We start from the raw sequence: 15,961 nt of genomic DNA on the forward strand, positions 1-15,961 counted from the left end.
CGCCAGGACGCGACGATGACGACCGCCTTCCCCGTTTCCCGTGGTGCGCGTTGCGCGCTCGCGTTGCTGCTGGCAAGCGCCTGCGGCACGCTGCAGGCCGCCGATACGCTGGAAGCGCGCAACGCCGCGGCCGGACTGGTGATGACGCACGGCATGTTCGTCGACGTCACGCTGGGGCAGTGGTGCGGCGCATTACCCGCGCCGGACGGCCCGAGCGCCCGGGCGGCGCATGCCGGCTGGGAACGCCGCAACGCCGAGCCCTTCCTCGTCGGCAGCCTGTGGATCCATGCCCTGGGCGAGACCGTTGCCACGCGCATGGGCGACGCCGCTGGCGTGCAGTTCCATGCGCAGCGCAAGGCCGAGTTCGGGGACGCCGTCGCGCGCATGCAGCAGGCGCTGTTCGCGGACGGCAAGGTGACGCGGGTCGACTGCGCCCGCATCACCGACGCGGTGGACGCGGGCACGTTCGATGTCTCGAGCAATCCCGACGTCTCCGAAACCTTCCGCCGGATGGGCGCCGAACTCCAGCAGCGCCGCGCGGATTGATCAGGCGGTCACGCCCGACGCGCGGCCCACCTGCACCTGCTTGCGCACGATCAGCATCGCGGTCTCCAACGCCTGTTCGTAGTTCAGGCGCGGATCGACCTGGCTCTTGTAGGCGCGCTCGAGATCGGTCTCGGTCAACGCCCGCGCGCCGCCCATGCACTCGGTGACGTCTTCGCCGGTGAGTTCCAGATGCACACCGCCCAAGCGCGTGCCGGCCGCGGCGTGCAGATCGAACGCCTGCTCGATCTCGCTGCGGATGTTGTCGAAGCGGCGCGTCTTGTAGCCGTTGCTGGTCGACTCGGTATTGCCGTGCATCGGATCGCAGATCCACAGCACGCGACGGCCCGAGCGGCGTACTGCGTCGAGCAATGCCGGCAGGCGCTCGGCGACCTGGGTCGCGCCCATGCGGTGGATCAGGCTCAGGCGGCCCGGCTCGTCGTCTGGATTGAGTACATCGATCAGGCGCAGCAGTTCGTCCGCCGTCGACGTCGGGCCGACCTTGACGCCGATCGGATTGCGCAGCCCGCGGAAATACTCGACGTGCGCGCCGTCGAGTGCAGCAGTGCGCACGCCGATCCACGGAAAATGCGTGCTGAGATTGAACCAGCCCCACTGGCGCGGCACCTGACGCGTGTTCGCTTCCTCGTAAGGCAGCAGCAGCGCTTCGTGCGAGGTGTAGAAATCGACGCGATTGAGGTTGTGCACCTGCGTGCCGGCCAGCGTCTCCATGAAACGCACGGCGTCGCCGAGACCCGAGACCATGCGCTGGTATTCCTCGGCCAGCGGCGATTCGCCCACCCACTCCAGTCCCCAGTATTCGGGATGGTGCAGATCCGCGAAGCCACCGTCGATCAGCGAGCGCACGAAATTCATCGTCATCGCCGAACGCGCATGCGCGCGCACCATGCGGCGCGGGTCTGGAATCCGGGCTTCGGGCGTAAACGCCGGCGCATTGACCACGTCGCCGCGGTAACAAGGCAGGGTCACGCCATCCCGGGTTTCGGTGTCGGCCGAACGCGGCTTCGCGTACTGGCCGGCGAACCGGCCCACGCGCACCACCGGCAGGCGCATGCCGTGCACGAGCACCAGGCTCATCTGCAGCAGCACCTTGAGCCGGTTGGAGATGACGTCGGAGGTGCAGTCGCCGAAGTTCTCGGCGCAGTCGCCGCCCTGCAACAGGAACCGCCGACCCTCCTGGGCTTCGGCCAGTTGCTGCTTGAGGCTGAGGATCTCCCACGAGGTCACCAGCGGTGGCAATGCGCGCAACTCTTCCTGCACGGCAGCCAGGGCGGCCTGATCGGGATAGGTCGGCAGCTGTTTGGCCGGGCGCGTGCGCCAGCTCTCCGGCTGCCAGTTCTCGGGCAGGTTCACGGGATGCAGGCTGCGCTCAATGGACGACGACATGGGGTGTTCCTCTCGCGGGCGGCCATCATCGCAGTTTGCTGCCCTGCGTCAATTTCGGCCGCAACCGCTCAGCGGCGTGTACGCAGGCCGGCGAACAGTGCGAGCGCGGCCAGCAGCAGGAACCACACCAGGCTCCAGGCCGGCATCGACAGGCCGAGGAACGTCCAGTCGACGGTGCCGCAGTCGCCGGAGCCGGTCAGCACCTTCTGGATCAGCGTGGGCGTGTCCATGGTTTCGCGCATGAAGGCGAACGGCGCGCCGCAGGTCGCGAAGCCGGGTGGATGCATCTGCAGCCATACGTGACGTCCGGCGATACCGATGCCGACCGTGGCGGCTGCGAAGCCCAGCAGGCCGTAGGTCGTACGGCCGCCGCGTCCGCGCGGTGCGTGGATGCCGGCGATCAACAACACCACACCGAGCGCCGCGAAGGCCAGTCGCTGGAAGATGCACAGCGGACACGGTTCGAGCCCCCACTGCAGCTGCGAGTAGATCGCGAAACCGATCAGGGCAAAGCAGGCGACGGCGCCGACGAGCATCAGCGTGCGGAACGACCAGCGGACAGGATTCATGGGCAGACCGTCGATAGGGTGTCGCGATTATCGTCCCGCACCGCGCAAACAAAAACCCCGGCAAGTGCCGGGGCTTCGTTCCATCGATCACGGGAACCTGCGCAACTGGCGCAGGTCGTCACGATGCGGATTACTCGGCTTCGACCGACGCCTGCGGGCGATCGACCAGCTCGACATACGCCATCGGCGCGTTGTCGCCGGCGCGGAAGCCGCACTTGAGAATGCGCAGGTAGCCGCCCGGACGCGCGCTGTAGCGCGGACCGACGGTGGTGAACAGCGTGCCGACGGCTTCCTTGTCGCGCAGACGCGCGAAAGCGAGACGACGGTTGGCGACGCTGTCGACCTTGCCGAGGGTGATCAGGGGCTCTGCGACGCGGCGCAGTTCCTTGGCCTTCGGCAGGGTCGTCTTGATGAGTTCGCTCTTGATCAGCGAAGCGGCCATGTTGCGGAACATCGCTTCACGATGGGCGCTGGTGCGGTTGAACTTGCGTCCGGCTTTCTGGTGGCGCATGGCATGGATCCTTCAGATAGGAATGGTGGGTCTGTGTGCAGCGTTGTCGCCGTCCTGGCGTTGGAACTTGGACTGCGGATGGTCCGGAACCGGTCGTCCTTCACCGGCAACGCCGCGGGCTTCTGCCCGTCGGCGCGGTCTTGCATACATCTAAATACAGATCGGGAGCCGCGGCTCGCGCCGCGTTTGCACCCCCGGCCCGGCAAAGCACGCCGGGCGTTCACATCCCGCAACCGATGCCTGACGGCATCGGCTGCACACGGGATGCTTAACCAAGCATGCCGTGAGCGGACACGCCGGTCGGCGGCCAGTTCTCGAGCTTCATGCCCAGTGCCAGGCCGCGCTGCGCCAGGACTTCCTTGATCTCGGTCAGCGACTTCTTGCCGAGGTTCGGGGTCTTGAGCAGTTCGACTTCGGTCTTCTGGATCAGATCGCCGATGTAATAGATGCTCTCGGCCTTGAGGCAATTGGCCGAACGCACCGTCAGCTCCAGATCGTCGATCGGACGCAGCAGGATCGGGTCGACGCCCGGTGCCTGCGGCTTCGCCGCGCCGCGATCGCGGTGCGTGAAGTCGCCGAACACCGACAGCTGATCGGTGAGGATGTCGGCGGCGGTGCGCACGGCTTCCTCGGCATCGATCGTGCCGTTGGTCTCGATGTCCAGGACCAACTTGTCGAGGTCGGTACGCTGCTCGACGCGCGCCGCTTCGACCTCATAGGCCACGCGACGCACCGGCGAGAACGACGCGTCCAGCATCAGGCGACCGATGGCGCGGGTCTCCTCGTCCGGACGACGACGTGCGGAAGCCGGCTGATAGCCGAAACCGCGCTCGATCTTCAGACGCATGTTGATCGACGCGTCCTTGGTCAGGTGGCAGATGATGTGCTCGCCGTTGAGGATCTCGACGTTGTGGTCGGTCTTGATATCGGCGGCCGTCACGACGCCCGCGCCCGTCTTCGACAGCGACAGCGTGGACGCTTCGCCGGTGCCCATGCGGATGGCGACGTCCTTGAGGTTCAGCAGGACTTCCAGCACGTCTTCCTGCAGGCCCTCGATGGTGCTGTACTCGTGCAGCACGCCGTCGATCTCGACTTCCGTAATCGCGAAGCCCGGAATCGACGACAGGAGCACGCGACGCAGGGCATTGCCCAGCGTGTGCCCATACCCGCGCTCCAGCGGCTCGATCACGACCTTCGCGCGGTTGCCCGCGAGACGTTCGATCTGAGGGCCGCGGGGACGCAGGACCTGGTTGGCGGTAGCCGTCATGTGTGTGTGTCTCCTGAGGACCGCCGCGCTTTCCACGCGGCGGCACCTGGTTGAATTACTTCGAGTACAGCTCGACGATCAGCGCTTCGTTGATATCCGCCGGCAGATCGGCACGATCTGGGACGGACTTGAACACACCACTGAACGCCTTGGAGTCGACTTCGACCCACGACGGGGACAGATCCATCGTCGACCACACGGTGAGCGCTTCCTGCACGCGAAGCTGCTTCTGTGCCTTCTCCGACAGTGCGATCGCGTCGCCTGCCTTGACCTGGTACGACGGCAGATTCACCGACTGGCCATTGACCGTGACACCACGGTGCGACACCAGCTGGCGCGCGGCCGGACGGGTCACCGCGAAGCCCATGCGGTAGATGACGTTGTCGAGGCGCGTCTCGAGGAGCTGCAGCAGGTTTTCACCCGTGTTGCCCTTCTTGTTCGACGCCTTCTTGTAGTAGTTGCGGAACTGACGTTCGAGCAGACCGTAGATACGCTTGACCTTCTGCTTCTCGCGAAGCTGGGTGGCGTAATCGGACAGCTTGCTGCGACGCGCGCCGGTACCGGCACCGTGCTGGCCGGGCTTCTGCTCCAGCTTGCACTTCGAGTCGAGCGCGCGGGTCGGGCTCTTGAGGGAGAGGTCGGCGCCTTCACGGCGCGCGAGCTTACAGGTAGGACCGATGTAACGAGCCATTTCTTATCGCTCCTTTAGACGCGACGCTTCTTCGGCGGGCGGCATCCGTTGTGCGGGATGGGCGTCACGTCGATGATGTTGATGATCTTGTAGCCCACGTTGTTCAGCGAGCGCACGGCCGACTCACGACCCGGACCCGGGCCCTTGATGCGGACTTCAAGCGACTTGACGCCGTAGTCGAGGGCGGCCTTGCCGGCCTTCTCTGCGGCGACCTGGGCTGCGAACGGGGTCGACTTGCGCGAGCCGCGGAAACCCGCGCCTCCCGAGGTCGCCCACGAGAGCGCGTTGCCCTGGCGGTCGGTGATCGTGATGATCGTGTTGTTGAACGAAGCGTGGACATGCGCGATGCCGTCGGTGACGACGCGCTTGATCTTCTTCTTGGTCTTGGTAGCTGCGGGCTTGGCCATGGCTGTGCTCCTTACTTCCTGATGGCCTTGCGCGGACCCTTACGGGTGCGTGCATTGGTCCGGGTGCGCTGGCCACGCAGCGGGAGACCACGACGGTGACGCAGGCCGCGGTAGCACGACAGGTCCATCAGACGCTTGATGGCCATGCCGACTTCGCGACGCAGGTCGCCCTCGACCACGTACTTGCCGACTTCCGAGCGCAGACGCTCGACTTCCGGTTCGGACAGATCGCGGATCTTCGTGGTCGAGGTCACGCCTGCGGCTTCGCAGACCTTCTTCGAACGGGTACGGCCAATGCCGAAAATGCTTTGAAGCCCAACCCAGACATGCTTCTGGGCAGGCAGGTTCACACCTGCAATACGCGCCATGCGCGGATCTCCAACTGGTTTGCTGCCAGGGGTTCAATCCCGGCAAAAGGGAACAAGAAATAATAGCAGGGCCTCGTGGTTTCAGGAAGCCCACGGCGCCAAGGCGCCAGTGAACCCGGCATGGGGAGCGTGCCCATGCTCCGGCGACAGTCCAGGACCGGCAGCTTTCGGGAACGATCTCCCTCGCCTGCCCCGCTCGCTACTCTGGCGTGCGGATCTTCCTGGACCACTCGCACACGAGACCGCCGTACGAGTCGCCCATCTGAAGTCCGGCGCGTAGGTCCGGACTTCGTGCACTGCCCCATCGGACGGTGCGATGCGACATGGGGAGTGCCCATGCCGCGAGAACATTGCCGGACGACCGTCAAGGCGGCCCGGCGGAACATCAACGGCCGGTGAGGCCGCCCCCGCTGCGCGAACCCTTGAGGTTCGACTTCTTCAGCAGGCTTTCGTACTGGTGCGACATCAGATGCGACTGGACCTGCGCAATGAAGTCCATGATCACCACCACCACGATCAGCAGCGACGTGCCGCCGAAGTGGAAGGAGCTGCCGAATTCGGCGCGCATGAACTCCGGCAGCAGGCAGACCAGGACCAGATAGGCCGCGCCGACTGCCGTGAGGCGGGTCAGCACACCGTCGATGTAATCCGCGGTCGCCTTGCCCGGACGGATGCCCGGAATCAGCGCGCCCGACTTCTTGAGGTTGTCGGCCGTTTCCTGGCTGTTGAATACCAGCGCGGTGTAGAAGAACGCGAAGCCCGCGATCAGACCACCGAACAGCAGCACATACAGGGGCTCGCCGGGCGAGATCGCCTGCGCCATGCGCTGCAGCATCTGCTGCCAGCCGCTCGACGACGAAGCTTCACCGAACCACGTGGTGACCGTTGCCGGGAACATGATGATCGAGGACGCGAAGATCGCCGGAATCACGCCTGCCATGTTGAGCTTGAGCGGCAGGAACGAGCTCTGGTTCATGTACGCGTTGCGACCACCCTGACGACGCGCGTAGTTGACCGTGATCCGGCGCTGGCCACGCTCGACGAACACCACGAAGAACACCGCCGCCAGCACCACGATCACCAGCAGGATCGCCGCGATCGGGCTCATGTCTCCGCTGCGCAGCGAATCGAACGTACCCAGCACGGCGCCCGGCAGACCCGCCACGATGCCGGCGAAGATGATCAGCGACACACCGTTGCCGATGCCGCGCTCGGTGACCTGCTCGCCCAACCACACCAGGAACATGGTGCCCGCGGTGAGCGCGATGATCGCGGTCAGTACGAAGCCCATACCCGGCGCGTAGACGACCGGGATGCCGTTGTTCGCACCCGAGCTCTGCAACGCCACAGCGATACCCGCCGACTGGAACACCGCCAGCGGAATCGCACCGATACGCGACCACTGGGTGATCCTGCGCCGGCCCGACTCGCCTTCCTTCTGGATGGCTTTCAGGCTGGGCACGACCTGCACCAGCAGCTGCATCACGATCGACGCCGAGATGTACGGAATCACGTTCAATGCGAACAGGCTGAAACGCGACAGGGCGCCACCGGAGAACATGTTGAACATGTCCACGATGGTGCCTTCCTGCCGCTCCATCAGCTGCAGCATGGCTTCGGGATTGACGCCCGGCACCGGGATGAAACACCCGATGCGGTAGACGACGAGAGCACCGAGCACGAACAGCAGGCGCTGGCGGAGCTCGGTGAATTTACCGAGCCCGGCGCCGACCCCACCCATTGCGCTGCCGCTTCGCGACATCCGGCTTACTCCTCGACCTTGCCGCCAGCGGCTTCGATCGCCGCGCGGGCACCGGCCGTGGCGAGCACGCCCTTGAGCACGAGCTTCTTGCTGATCTCGCCCTTGAGGACGATCTTCGCGCGCTTGGCGGTGCTGGGCACCAGCTTGGCGGCACGCAGCGCGGCGAAGTCGACGTCACCGTCGAGCTTGTCGAGCTGATAGAGCATCACTTCGGCGGTGTCGAGCTTCAGCTTGGAGCGGAAACCGACCTTCGGCAGACGCTTGCGCAGCGGCATCTGGCCGCCTTCGAAGCCGGCCTTGATCTTGCCCTTGCCCGAGCGCGCGAACGAACCCTTGTGGCCGCGGCCGGCAGTCTTGCCCAGGCCCGAACCGATACCGCGACCGACGCGCGTGCGCTCGGTGCGGGCGCCCTGTGCGGGCTTGAGAGAATTGAGCTTCATTTCGATTATTCCTCGACCTGGACCAGGTAGTGGACCTTGTTGATCAGGCCACGGACCTGCGGGCTGTCCTTCAGTTCACGCACGTCGTTGAGCTTGCCCAGACCGAGTGCTTTCACCGAAAGGCGGTGCTTGGCCTGCGAACCCCGCAGACCCTTGACCAGACGCACCTTGACGGTGCCGCCGGTGGATTCCTTCTTAGCCATTGATCAGGTCCTCCACCTTCTTGCCGCGCTTGGCAGCGATCTGCGCCGGCGAGTGCATTTCGTTGAGGCCGCGGATCGTGGCGCGCACGAGGTTGATCGGATTACGCGAACCGACGGCCTTGGCCAGCACGTCCTTGACGCCGACGGCTTCGAGCACGGCGCGCATCGCGCCACCGGCGATCACGCCGGTACCCTCGGAGGCAGGCTGCATGAACACATTCGCGGCGCCGTGGCGCGACTTGACCGTGTGCCACAGCGTGCTGCCGTTGAGATCAACGGTCTTCTGGTTCTTGCGGGCCTGCTCCATCGATTTCTGGATCGCGACCGGCACTTCGCGCGCCTTGCCGTAACCGAAGCCGACCTTGCCGTTGCCGTCGCCGACGACCGTCAGCGCGGTGAACGTGAACTGGCGACCGCCCTTGACGGTCTTGCTGACGCGGTTGACCGTGATCAGCTTCTCGATCATGCCGTCGTCGAGCTCTTCGCGATCGCGACCGCGACCGCGGTTATCCCTTTCGTTTGCCATCTGGATTGCCTGTATTGATAAGAGGATGCACGGCTTGTGCCGCTTGGAGTTGGGAAGCGGATCGGTGAAACGCGGACGCGGCACAAAAGGCCGCGGGCGCCCGGCACACCCTGTGCCGGCAGGTCAGGCGACACCGGGCACGAGGCCCGGCGGCGACAGCGTTCGAATCAGAACTGCAGACCACCCTCGCGGGCAGCGTCGGCGAGTGCCTTGATACGACCGTGGTAGCGGTAGCCCGAGCGGTCGAATGCGACCTTCTCGATACCCGCGGCCTTGGCCTTCTCTGCAATCGCACGACCCACCGCGGTGGCGGCGTCGGCGTTCTTGCCGTTCTTCAGGCCGTCCTTGACGTCGGCCTGGGTGGTGTTGGCAGCCGCCAGCACCTTGGAACCATCCGAATTGAACAGCTGGGCGTAGATGTGCTGGCCGGTGCGCAGCACCGACAGGCGCGGCACGCCGAGGACACGGATGTGCGAACGCGTGGTCTTGGCGCGGCGCAGGCGGGCGTTGTTCTTGATGCTCATGATCTTGATCCCCGGGAAGCGGATGGGCCTTAGGCCTTCTTGGCTTCCTTGCGAATGATGGTTTCGTCGGAGTACTTCACGCCCTTGCCCTTGTACGGCTCCGGCGGACGGAATCCGCGGATCTTGGCGGCGACCTGACCGACGAGCTGCTTGTCTGCACCCTGGACCAGGATCTCGGTCTGGGTGGGCGTGGTCAGCGTGATGCCTTCCGGCGCCTGGAACACGACGGGGTGCGAGAAACCGAGCGAGAGGTTCAGGTCCTTGCCCTGGACCGCTGCGCGGTAGCCGACGCCGACCAGCTCGAGCTTGCGCTCGAAGCCCTGCGACACGCCGTGCACCATGTTCGCGACGATCGCGCGCAGGGTGCCGGTGAGCGGAATCTGCGACGGATCATTCGCCGAAAGCAGCGCATTGCCGTCTTCGATGGTGATCTCGATATCCGACGGCTTGATGAGCGTCAGAGTGCCCTTCGGGCCCTTCACGCTGACCAGCTCGGGCTGGATGTTGAGCTCGACGCCCTTCGGAAGGGCAATCGGCTTCTTGGCAACTCGGGACATTGTGCGTTACTCCCTTAAGCCACGAAGCACAGGACTTCACCGCCGACACCGTGCTGGCGTGCCTGCGCGTCGGTCATGATGCCCTTCGAGGTGGAGATGATGGACACGCCCAGGCCGTTGAGGACCTTCGGCAGCGCGTCCTTGCCGCGGTACTGACGCAGACCCGAGCGCGAGAAACGCTTCAGGGTCTCGATGACCGGACGGCCTTCGTAATACTTGAGAACGATCTCGAGCTCGGCCTTGGCGCCGTTCTCGGTCACGCGGAAATCGCTGATGTAACCCTCGTCCTTCAGGACGGTGGCGATTGCGACCTTGATCTTGGACGAGGGCATCGCCGCCGTCTGCTTGCCAACTGCTGCCGCATTTCGAATGCGGACCAGCATGTCGGCGATGGGATCAGTCATGCTCATGATGATTACCTTCTGAGTGCACCGATATCCGCTTGCGCGAACACTAGTTTTTGACCCGCACGGATTTCGGGCGGGGTACAACGTGAGGGCCGGTATTCTACAGGTCCGGCGCGCAAACGCCAGACCTGCAGAGCGACGCTCTTACCAGCTTGCCTTGCGCAGACCGGGCACGTCGCCGCGCATGGTGGCTTCGCGCAGCTTGTTGCGGCCGAGGCCGAACTTGCTGTAGACGGCACGCGGGCGGCCGGACAGCGCGCAACGCGTGGTCTGGCGCGCCGGCGACGAGTCGCGCGGCAGCTTCTGCAGCTTGTTGACTGCGTCAGCCTTTTCTTCGTAACCGGCGGTCGGGCTGCTGATGATCTTCTTCAGCGCCTCACGCTTTTCGGCGTGCTGCTTGGCCAGCTTCTTGCGCTTGACCTCGCGGTTGATCATGGACGTCTTTGCCATAAATGCTCTGCCTTCGGATCAGTTGCGGAACGGGAAGCGGAAGGCTTCCAGCAGGGCCTTGGCTTCTTCGTTGGTACGGGCGGTCGTGGTGATGGCGATGTCCATACCGCGGATCGCGTCGACGGCGTCGAAGTCGATTTCCGGGAAGATGATCTGTTCCTTCACGCCCATGTTGTAGTTGCCGCGGCCGTCGAACGACCGGGCCGAGACACCACGGAAGTCGCGGACGCGCGGCAGCGCGACGTTGACCAGGCGATCGAAGAACTCGTACATGCCATTGCGACGCAGCGTGACCTTGCAGCCGATCGGCCAGCCATCGCGGATCTTGAACGAGGCCACCGACACGCGCGACTTGGTCACCAGCGGCTTCTGGCCGCTGATCTTGGCCATGTCGGCAGTCGCGTTCTCGAGCACCTTCTTGTTCGCGGCAGCTTCGCCCACGCCCATGTTGATGGTGATCTTGCTCAGGCGCGGGACCTGCATGATGTTGGCGTAACCGAACTGCTCCATGAGCTTCGGTACCACCTCATCCTTGTAGAACTGTTCCAGACGGGTCGTCATTTTTGCATCCTCAGGCGTCGAGCGCCTCACCGCTCGAGCGGAACACGCGCAGCGTGCGTCCATCCTCGAGCTTCTTGGTTCCAATGCGCTCGCCCTTGCCGGTGGCAGGGTTGAACGGCATCACGTTCGAAGCATGAATCGGCGCTTCGCGCTCGACCACGCCGCCTGCCTGACCCGCCTGCGGGTTCGGCTTGGTGTGGCGCTTGACGATATTGATGTTCGAGACGACGACCTTCTCGCCGATCACGCGCACCACGTCACCGCGCTTGCCCTTGTCCTTGCCGGCGATCACGATCACGTGGTCGCCCTTCTTGATTCGATTAGCCATTTTCGTTTCTCCGCTCAGAGCACTTCAGGCGCGAGCGAGACGATCTTCATGAACTTCTCGGAACGCAGTTCACGGGTCACGGGCCCGAAGATGCGGGTGCCGATCGGCTCCTGCTTGTTGTTGAGCAACACCGCGGCATTGCCGTCGAAGCGGATCAACGAACCGTCGGCGCGACGCACACCCTTGCGGGTACGCACCACGACGGCGTCATAGACTTCGCCCTTCTTGACCTTGCCACGCGGAATCGCTTCCTTGATCGACACCTTGATGATGTCGCCGATGCCGGCGTAACGGCGCTTCGAGCCGCCCAGCACCTTGATGCACATCACTTCCTTGGCACCGCTGTTGTCCGCCACATCGAGGTGGCTCTGCATCTGGATCATGGTATGCCCTCCTCGTTATTCGGCGGCGCGCGTGACGATTTCAGCCACGCGCCAGTTCTTGGTCTTGGACATCGGTGCAATCTCGACAACCTTTACCAGGTCGCCTTCCTGACACGCGTTTTCGGCATCGTGGGCATGGAGCTTGGTCGAACGCTTGATGTACTTGCCGTACAACGCGTGCTTGACCTGACGCTCCACCAGCACGGTGACGGTCTTGTCCATCTTGTTGCTGACCACGCGGCCCTGGACCGTACGCTGCTTCTTTTCGGTATTCATGGTCGGGTCCTTACTTCTTCTGACCGATCAGGGTGTTGACGCGCGCAATCTCGCGGCGCACCCGACGGGTGTCATGCGTCTTGGTCAGCTGGCCAGTGGCCTTCTGCATGCGGAGCGAGAAACGCTCCTTGTGCAGCTCGAGGAGATGCGACTGCAAATCCTCGACCGACTTCTCGCGGAGTTCCTTCGTCGTAGCCATCAGCGCACCGTCCGGGTCACGAATTGGGTGGTGACCGACAGCTTCGCGGCGGCCAGGCGGAACGCTTCACGCGCCACCTCCTCCTCGACACCCTCGATCTCGAAGATCATGCGGCCGGGCTGGATCTGCGCGACCCAGTACTCGACGCTGCCCTTGCCTGAGCCCATTCGGACTTCGATCGGCTTCTTGGTGATCGGCTTGTCCGGGAACACGCGGATCCACATCTTGCCGCCGCGCTTGACGTGACGGCTGATGGAACGACGACCGGCTTCGATCTGACGTGCGGTCAGCTGGCCGGTCGCAGTGGACCGCAGGCCGAACTCGCCGAAGCTGACTGCGTTGCCGCTCCACGCCAGGCCGTCGTTACGGCCCTTGTGCATCTTGCGGTATTTGGTTCGCTTGGGTTGCAACATGATTAGTCCCTCGCCTCGCGCTCGCGACGCGGACCCCGACGATCGCGGTCATTGCGATCACCACGGTCTCCGCCACGCGGCGTGTCGTCCTGCTTCTCCTGGCCCACCTGGCTGAAATCGAAGATTTCGCCCTTGTAGATCCAGGTCTTGATGCCGATGATCCCGTAGGTCGTCTTGGCTTCGGCAAAGCCGTAGTCGACGTCGGCGCGGAGGGTGTGCAACGGCACGCGGCCTTCGCGGTACCACTCCGAACGCGCGATCTCGGCGCCGTTGAGGCGGCCGGCGACGTTGACCTTGATGCCCAGCGCGCCGAGGCGCATCGCGTTACCGACAGCGCGCTTCATCGCGCGGCGGAACATGATGCGGCGCTCGAGCTGCTGCGCGATCGACTCGGCGACCAGCTGCGCGTCGAGTTCCGGCTTGCGGACTTCGGTGACGTTGATGTGCGCCGGAACGCCCATCATGTCGCTGACGTCCTTGCGGAGCTTCTCGATGTCCTCGCCGCGCTTGCCGATCACCACGCCCGGACGGGCGGTGTGGATCGTCACGCGCGCCGTCTTCGCCGGTCGCTCGATCAGGATCTTGCTGATGCCGGCCGAGGCGAGACGCTTGCGCAGCATCTCGCGGACCTTCAGGTCAGCGACGAGGTAGTCGGCGTATTCCTTCTTGCCGGCGTACCACTTGGAATTCCAGTCTTTGGAGATACCCAGACGGAAGCCGATGGGATGAACTTTGTGACCCATATTACTTGCCCTCTCCCACGACGACGGTGATGTGGCTGGTGCGCTTGAGGATGCGGGTACCGCGTCCCTTTGCGCGCGCCATGAAGCGCTTCAGCGTCGGACCTTCGTCGACCGTGATGGTGGCGATCGTGAGCTCGTCGACGTCCGCGCCAGCGTTGTTCTCGGCGTTGGCGATGGCCGACTCGACGACCTTCTTGATCATGTGAGCGGCTTTCTTGTCCGAGAACTTCAGCAGGCCGACGGCGCGCTCGACCGGCAGACCACGGACCTGGTCAGCGACCAGACGTGCCTTCTGCGGCGAGATGCGCGCGGTGCGAAGGATCGCGGTGCGCTTGTTGACCTCGGTGCGAGCGCGCTTCTGCTCTTCGAGGCGGGCTTTCGTTGCCTTGTCCATTGTGCGCTCCTTACCTGCCCGACTTCTTGTCGCCGCCGTGACCCTTGAAGGTCCGCGTCAACGCGAATTCGCCGAGCTTGTGGCCAACCATGTTCTCGTTGACCAGCACCGGGACGTGGTTCTTGCCGTTGTGAATGGCGATGGTGAAACCGATCATGTCCGGCAGGACCATCGAGCGACGCGACCAGGTCTTGATCGGCTTCTTGGTGTTGGAACCCGCGGCTTCCACCTTCTTGACGAGGTGATGGTCGACGAAGGGACCCTTCTTGAGTGAACGTGCCATGGTCTATCAGCTCCTGCGATCGCGCACGATGAACTGCTGCGTCCGCTTGTTATGGCGGGTCTTGTAGCCCTTGGTCGGGACACCCCAGGGCGTAACCGGATGCGGGTTGCCCTGACCGGCCTTGGCTTCACCACCGCCGTGCGGATGGTCGACCGGGTTCATGGCCGCGCCGCGGACGGTCGGCTTGACGCCGCGCCAGCGCTTCGCACCGGCCTTGCCCAGCTTCTCGAGGCTGTGCTCGTCGTTGCTGACCTCGCCGATCGTGGCGCGGCACTCGGACGGCACGCGACGCACTTCGCCCGAACGCAGACGCACGGTGGCGTAGACGCCTTCGCGCGACACCAGCTGCACGCCGGCACCGGCGGCGCGCGCGATCTGCGCACCCTTGCCCGGCTTCATTTCGATGCAGTGGATCGTCGAACCGACCGGGATGTTGCGCAGCGGCAGCGTGTTGCCCGTCTTGATCGGGGCGTCCGAACCGGAGATCACCTGATCGCCGGCCTTCAGGCCCTTCGGCGCGATGATGTAACGGCGCTCGCCGTCGACATAGCACAGCAGCGCGATGTGGGCGGTACGGTTCGGGTCATACTCGATGCGCTCGACGCGCGCCGGAATGCCTTCCTTGTCCCGCTTGAAATCGACGATGCGGTAGTGCTGCTTGTGGCCACCACCGATGTGACGGGTGGTGATGCGGCCGTGGTGGTTGCGACCACCGGTGTTGGTCTTCTTCTCGACCAGCGCAGCGTGCGGCGCACCCTTGTGCAGATCGGGGTGCACGACGCGGACCGCGGAACGGCGGCCGGGCGAAGTGGGCTTGAACTTCATCAATGGCATCGGGGCTTCCTCAGACCTTCGCGTTCATGACGTCGATCGACTGGCCATCGGCCAGCTTCACGTAGGCCTTGCGCCAGTCGCCGCGGGTGCCCTGGCGCTGACGGAAGGACTTGTTCTTGCCCTTCACGTTCAACACGTTGACAGCCTCGACCTTGACGTCGAACAGCTTCTCGATCGCGGCCTTGATGTCGGCCTTGGTGGCGACCGTCGACACTTCGAACGCGTACTGGTTGGACACTTCCTGCAGGCGCGCGGTCTTTTCGGACACACGCGGCGCACGGATCACTTCATAGAGCTTGGCGTCGTTCATGCCAGCCACTCCTCGATCTTCTTCACCGCATCGGTGGTGATCAGCACGGTATCGGCGCCGACCAGCGCGACCGGATCCAGGCCCTGCACGTCGCGGATCTCGACGTACGGCAGGTTGCGTGCCGACAGGTACAGGTGCTCGGACGCGTCCTCGGTCACGATCAGCGGGCGCTTGCCCAGATCGAATTCCTTGAGCTTGGCGACCATGCCGCTGGTCTTCGTCTCGGACAGGTCGAACGTCTCGACGACCGTCAGACGGCCCTGGCGGTTGAGCTCGGACAGGATCGCCGACATCGCCGCGCGGTACATCTTGCGGTTGACCTTCTGCTCGAAGCTGCGCGGCTTGGCCGCGAAGGTCACGCCACCGCCGACGAAGATCGGAGCCGTCAGCGCGCCGTGACGCGCACCGCCGCCCTTCTGCTTCTTCGACTTCTTGGTGGTGCCGCGGACTTCCGAACGCGTCTTCTGCGCCTTGGTGCCAGCGCGACCGGCGTTGCGATAGGCAACGACGACCTGGTGGACCAGGTTTTCGCTGAAGTCGCGGCCGAAGACTTCGTCGGAGACCGACAGCTTCGTGCTGCTGTTGTTGATTGCGAGTTCCATCGT

General features: G+C 64.4%; 28 protein-coding genes. 1 reads left to right on the forward strand and 27 read right to left on the reverse strand.

Features of this window, described 5'->3' with window-relative positions; all coding sequences use genetic code 11:
* Positions 1 to 15 precede the first annotated feature (15 nt).
* Positions 16 to 546, forward strand: a complete 531-nt coding sequence (locus tag AC3IRM_RS12575; protein ID WP_489203473.1) for a hypothetical protein — start codon at positions 16 to 18, stop codon at positions 544 to 546.
* Here the strand turns inward: AC3IRM_RS12575 and AC3IRM_RS12580 are convergent, their stop codons facing one another.
* The 27 genes from AC3IRM_RS12580 to rplD form a co-directional block, all read right to left on the reverse strand.
* The gene (locus tag AC3IRM_RS12580) at positions 547 to 1,950 is read right to left on the reverse strand and encodes a class II 3-deoxy-7-phosphoheptulonate synthase (RefSeq protein ID WP_489203474.1); all 1,404 of its coding nucleotides are present in this window, start codon (positions 1,948 to 1,950) and stop codon (positions 547 to 549) included.
* A 68-nt stretch (positions 1,951 to 2,018) separates the two neighbouring features.
* On the reverse strand, positions 2,019 to 2,519 hold the full coding sequence (locus AC3IRM_RS12585) for a disulfide bond formation protein B (RefSeq protein ID WP_489203475.1): 501 nt from the start codon (positions 2,517 to 2,519) through the stop codon (positions 2,019 to 2,021).
* Positions 2,520 to 2,649: 130 nt separating this feature from the next.
* Positions 2,650 to 3,030, reverse strand: coding sequence for a 50S ribosomal protein L17 (rplQ, locus tag AC3IRM_RS12590; RefSeq protein ID WP_159679865.1), 381 nt, complete (start codon positions 3,028 to 3,030; stop codon positions 2,650 to 2,652).
* Positions 3,031 to 3,298: 268 nt separating this feature from the next.
* Positions 3,299 to 4,297 carry a DNA-directed RNA polymerase subunit alpha gene (locus AC3IRM_RS12595; protein WP_310236754.1) on the reverse strand — a complete coding sequence of 333 codons (999 nt, stop codon included), beginning with the start codon at positions 4,295 to 4,297 and terminating at the stop codon, positions 3,299 to 3,301.
* Positions 4,298 to 4,352: 55 nt separating this feature from the next.
* Positions 4,353 to 4,988: a 30S ribosomal protein S4 gene (gene rpsD / locus AC3IRM_RS12600; protein ID WP_159679869.1), complete on the reverse strand. Its 636-nt coding sequence runs from the start codon at positions 4,986 to 4,988 to the stop codon at positions 4,353 to 4,355.
* A 14-nt stretch (positions 4,989 to 5,002) separates the two neighbouring features.
* Positions 5,003 to 5,395 (reverse strand): 30S ribosomal protein S11, encoded by a 393-nt coding sequence (rpsK, locus tag AC3IRM_RS12605; RefSeq protein ID WP_096297427.1) that lies wholly within the window; start codon positions 5,393 to 5,395, stop codon positions 5,003 to 5,005.
* 11 nt (positions 5,396 to 5,406) lie between these two features.
* Complete coding sequence (rpsM, locus tag AC3IRM_RS12610; protein ID WP_232134471.1) at positions 5,407 to 5,763, reverse strand: 30S ribosomal protein S13; 357 nt, start codon at positions 5,761 to 5,763, stop codon at positions 5,407 to 5,409.
* 385 nt (positions 5,764 to 6,148) lie between these two features.
* Positions 6,149 to 7,525 carry a preprotein translocase subunit SecY gene (secY, locus tag AC3IRM_RS12615; RefSeq protein WP_489203476.1) on the reverse strand — a complete coding sequence of 459 codons (1,377 nt, stop codon included), beginning with the start codon at positions 7,523 to 7,525 and terminating at the stop codon, positions 6,149 to 6,151.
* 5 nt (positions 7,526 to 7,530) lie between these two features.
* Positions 7,531 to 7,965 (reverse strand): 50S ribosomal protein L15, encoded by a 435-nt coding sequence (rplO, locus tag AC3IRM_RS12620; protein WP_430539740.1) that lies wholly within the window; start codon positions 7,963 to 7,965, stop codon positions 7,531 to 7,533.
* Positions 7,966 to 7,970: 5 nt separating this feature from the next.
* Positions 7,971 to 8,168: a 50S ribosomal protein L30 gene (gene rpmD / locus AC3IRM_RS12625; protein WP_310236752.1), complete on the reverse strand. Its 198-nt coding sequence runs from the start codon at positions 8,166 to 8,168 to the stop codon at positions 7,971 to 7,973.
* A complete protein-coding gene (rpsE, locus tag AC3IRM_RS12630; protein ID WP_310236750.1) occupies positions 8,161 to 8,694 on the reverse strand; it encodes a 30S ribosomal protein S5 in 534 nt (177 codons plus the stop codon). The genes rpmD and rpsE overlap by 8 nt, the downstream gene beginning before the upstream one ends.
* Positions 8,695 to 8,861: 167 nt before the next feature.
* Positions 8,862 to 9,218 (reverse strand): 50S ribosomal protein L18, encoded by a 357-nt coding sequence (gene rplR / locus AC3IRM_RS12635; RefSeq protein WP_310150831.1) that lies wholly within the window; start codon positions 9,216 to 9,218, stop codon positions 8,862 to 8,864.
* 29 nt (positions 9,219 to 9,247) lie between these two features.
* Entirely contained in the window at positions 9,248 to 9,775 is a 528-nt protein-coding gene (gene rplF / locus AC3IRM_RS12640) for a 50S ribosomal protein L6 (RefSeq protein ID WP_310150828.1), read from the reverse strand.
* A 14-nt stretch (positions 9,776 to 9,789) separates the two neighbouring features.
* The gene (gene rpsH / locus AC3IRM_RS12645) at positions 9,790 to 10,185 is read right to left on the reverse strand and encodes a 30S ribosomal protein S8 (protein WP_310150826.1); all 396 of its coding nucleotides are present in this window, start codon (positions 10,183 to 10,185) and stop codon (positions 9,790 to 9,792) included.
* Positions 10,186 to 10,326: 141 nt separating this feature from the next.
* Positions 10,327 to 10,632: a 30S ribosomal protein S14 gene (rpsN, locus tag AC3IRM_RS12650; protein WP_232134464.1), complete on the reverse strand. Its 306-nt coding sequence runs from the start codon at positions 10,630 to 10,632 to the stop codon at positions 10,327 to 10,329.
* An 18-nt stretch (positions 10,633 to 10,650) separates the two neighbouring features.
* The gene (gene rplE / locus AC3IRM_RS12655; RefSeq protein WP_232115894.1) at positions 10,651 to 11,193 is read right to left on the reverse strand and encodes a 50S ribosomal protein L5; all 543 of its coding nucleotides are present in this window, start codon (positions 11,191 to 11,193) and stop codon (positions 10,651 to 10,653) included.
* A gap of 10 nt (positions 11,194 to 11,203) precedes the next feature.
* Positions 11,204 to 11,521, reverse strand: a complete 318-nt coding sequence (rplX, locus tag AC3IRM_RS12660) for a 50S ribosomal protein L24 (protein ID WP_310150822.1) — start codon at positions 11,519 to 11,521, stop codon at positions 11,204 to 11,206.
* Between the two features lie 14 nt (positions 11,522 to 11,535).
* Positions 11,536 to 11,904 carry a 50S ribosomal protein L14 gene (gene rplN / locus AC3IRM_RS12665; RefSeq protein WP_055246849.1) on the reverse strand — a complete coding sequence of 123 codons (369 nt, stop codon included), beginning with the start codon at positions 11,902 to 11,904 and terminating at the stop codon, positions 11,536 to 11,538.
* 15 nt (positions 11,905 to 11,919) lie between these two features.
* Positions 11,920 to 12,180 carry a 30S ribosomal protein S17 gene (gene rpsQ, locus AC3IRM_RS12670; protein WP_150928979.1) on the reverse strand — a complete coding sequence of 87 codons (261 nt, stop codon included), beginning with the start codon at positions 12,178 to 12,180 and terminating at the stop codon, positions 11,920 to 11,922.
* Positions 12,181 to 12,190: 10 nt separating this feature from the next.
* Complete coding sequence (gene rpmC / locus AC3IRM_RS12675; RefSeq protein ID WP_159679895.1) at positions 12,191 to 12,379, reverse strand: 50S ribosomal protein L29; 189 nt, start codon at positions 12,377 to 12,379, stop codon at positions 12,191 to 12,193.
* Positions 12,379 to 12,792: a 50S ribosomal protein L16 gene (gene rplP / locus AC3IRM_RS12680; RefSeq protein ID WP_232115896.1), complete on the reverse strand. Its 414-nt coding sequence runs from the start codon at positions 12,790 to 12,792 to the stop codon at positions 12,379 to 12,381. Before rplP ends, rpmC begins: the two co-directional genes overlap by 1 nt.
* Positions 12,793 to 12,794: 2 nt before the next feature.
* Positions 12,795 to 13,535: a 30S ribosomal protein S3 gene (gene rpsC / locus AC3IRM_RS12685; RefSeq protein WP_310236748.1), complete on the reverse strand. Its 741-nt coding sequence runs from the start codon at positions 13,533 to 13,535 to the stop codon at positions 12,795 to 12,797.
* Between the two features lies 1 nt (position 13,536).
* Positions 13,537 to 13,929 (reverse strand): 50S ribosomal protein L22, encoded by a 393-nt coding sequence (rplV, locus tag AC3IRM_RS12690; RefSeq protein ID WP_232134462.1) that lies wholly within the window; start codon positions 13,927 to 13,929, stop codon positions 13,537 to 13,539.
* A 10-nt stretch (positions 13,930 to 13,939) separates the two neighbouring features.
* On the reverse strand, positions 13,940 to 14,212 hold the full coding sequence (gene rpsS / locus AC3IRM_RS12695; protein WP_232115897.1) for a 30S ribosomal protein S19: 273 nt from the start codon (positions 14,210 to 14,212) through the stop codon (positions 13,940 to 13,942).
* Positions 14,213 to 14,218: 6 nt separating this feature from the next.
* Positions 14,219 to 15,046, reverse strand: a complete 828-nt coding sequence (gene rplB / locus AC3IRM_RS12700; protein ID WP_159679901.1) for a 50S ribosomal protein L2 — start codon at positions 15,044 to 15,046, stop codon at positions 14,219 to 14,221.
* A gap of 10 nt (positions 15,047 to 15,056) precedes the next feature.
* Positions 15,057 to 15,356: a 50S ribosomal protein L23 gene (rplW, locus tag AC3IRM_RS12705; RefSeq protein WP_232134460.1), complete on the reverse strand. Its 300-nt coding sequence runs from the start codon at positions 15,354 to 15,356 to the stop codon at positions 15,057 to 15,059.
* Positions 15,353 to 15,958, reverse strand: coding sequence for a 50S ribosomal protein L4 (rplD, locus tag AC3IRM_RS12710; protein WP_310150806.1), 606 nt, complete (start codon positions 15,956 to 15,958; stop codon positions 15,353 to 15,355). The genes rplW and rplD overlap by 4 nt, the downstream gene beginning before the upstream one ends.
* Positions 15,959 to 15,961 lie beyond the last annotated feature (3 nt).

Source organism: Luteimonas sp. KH_071 (assembly GCF_057838005.1).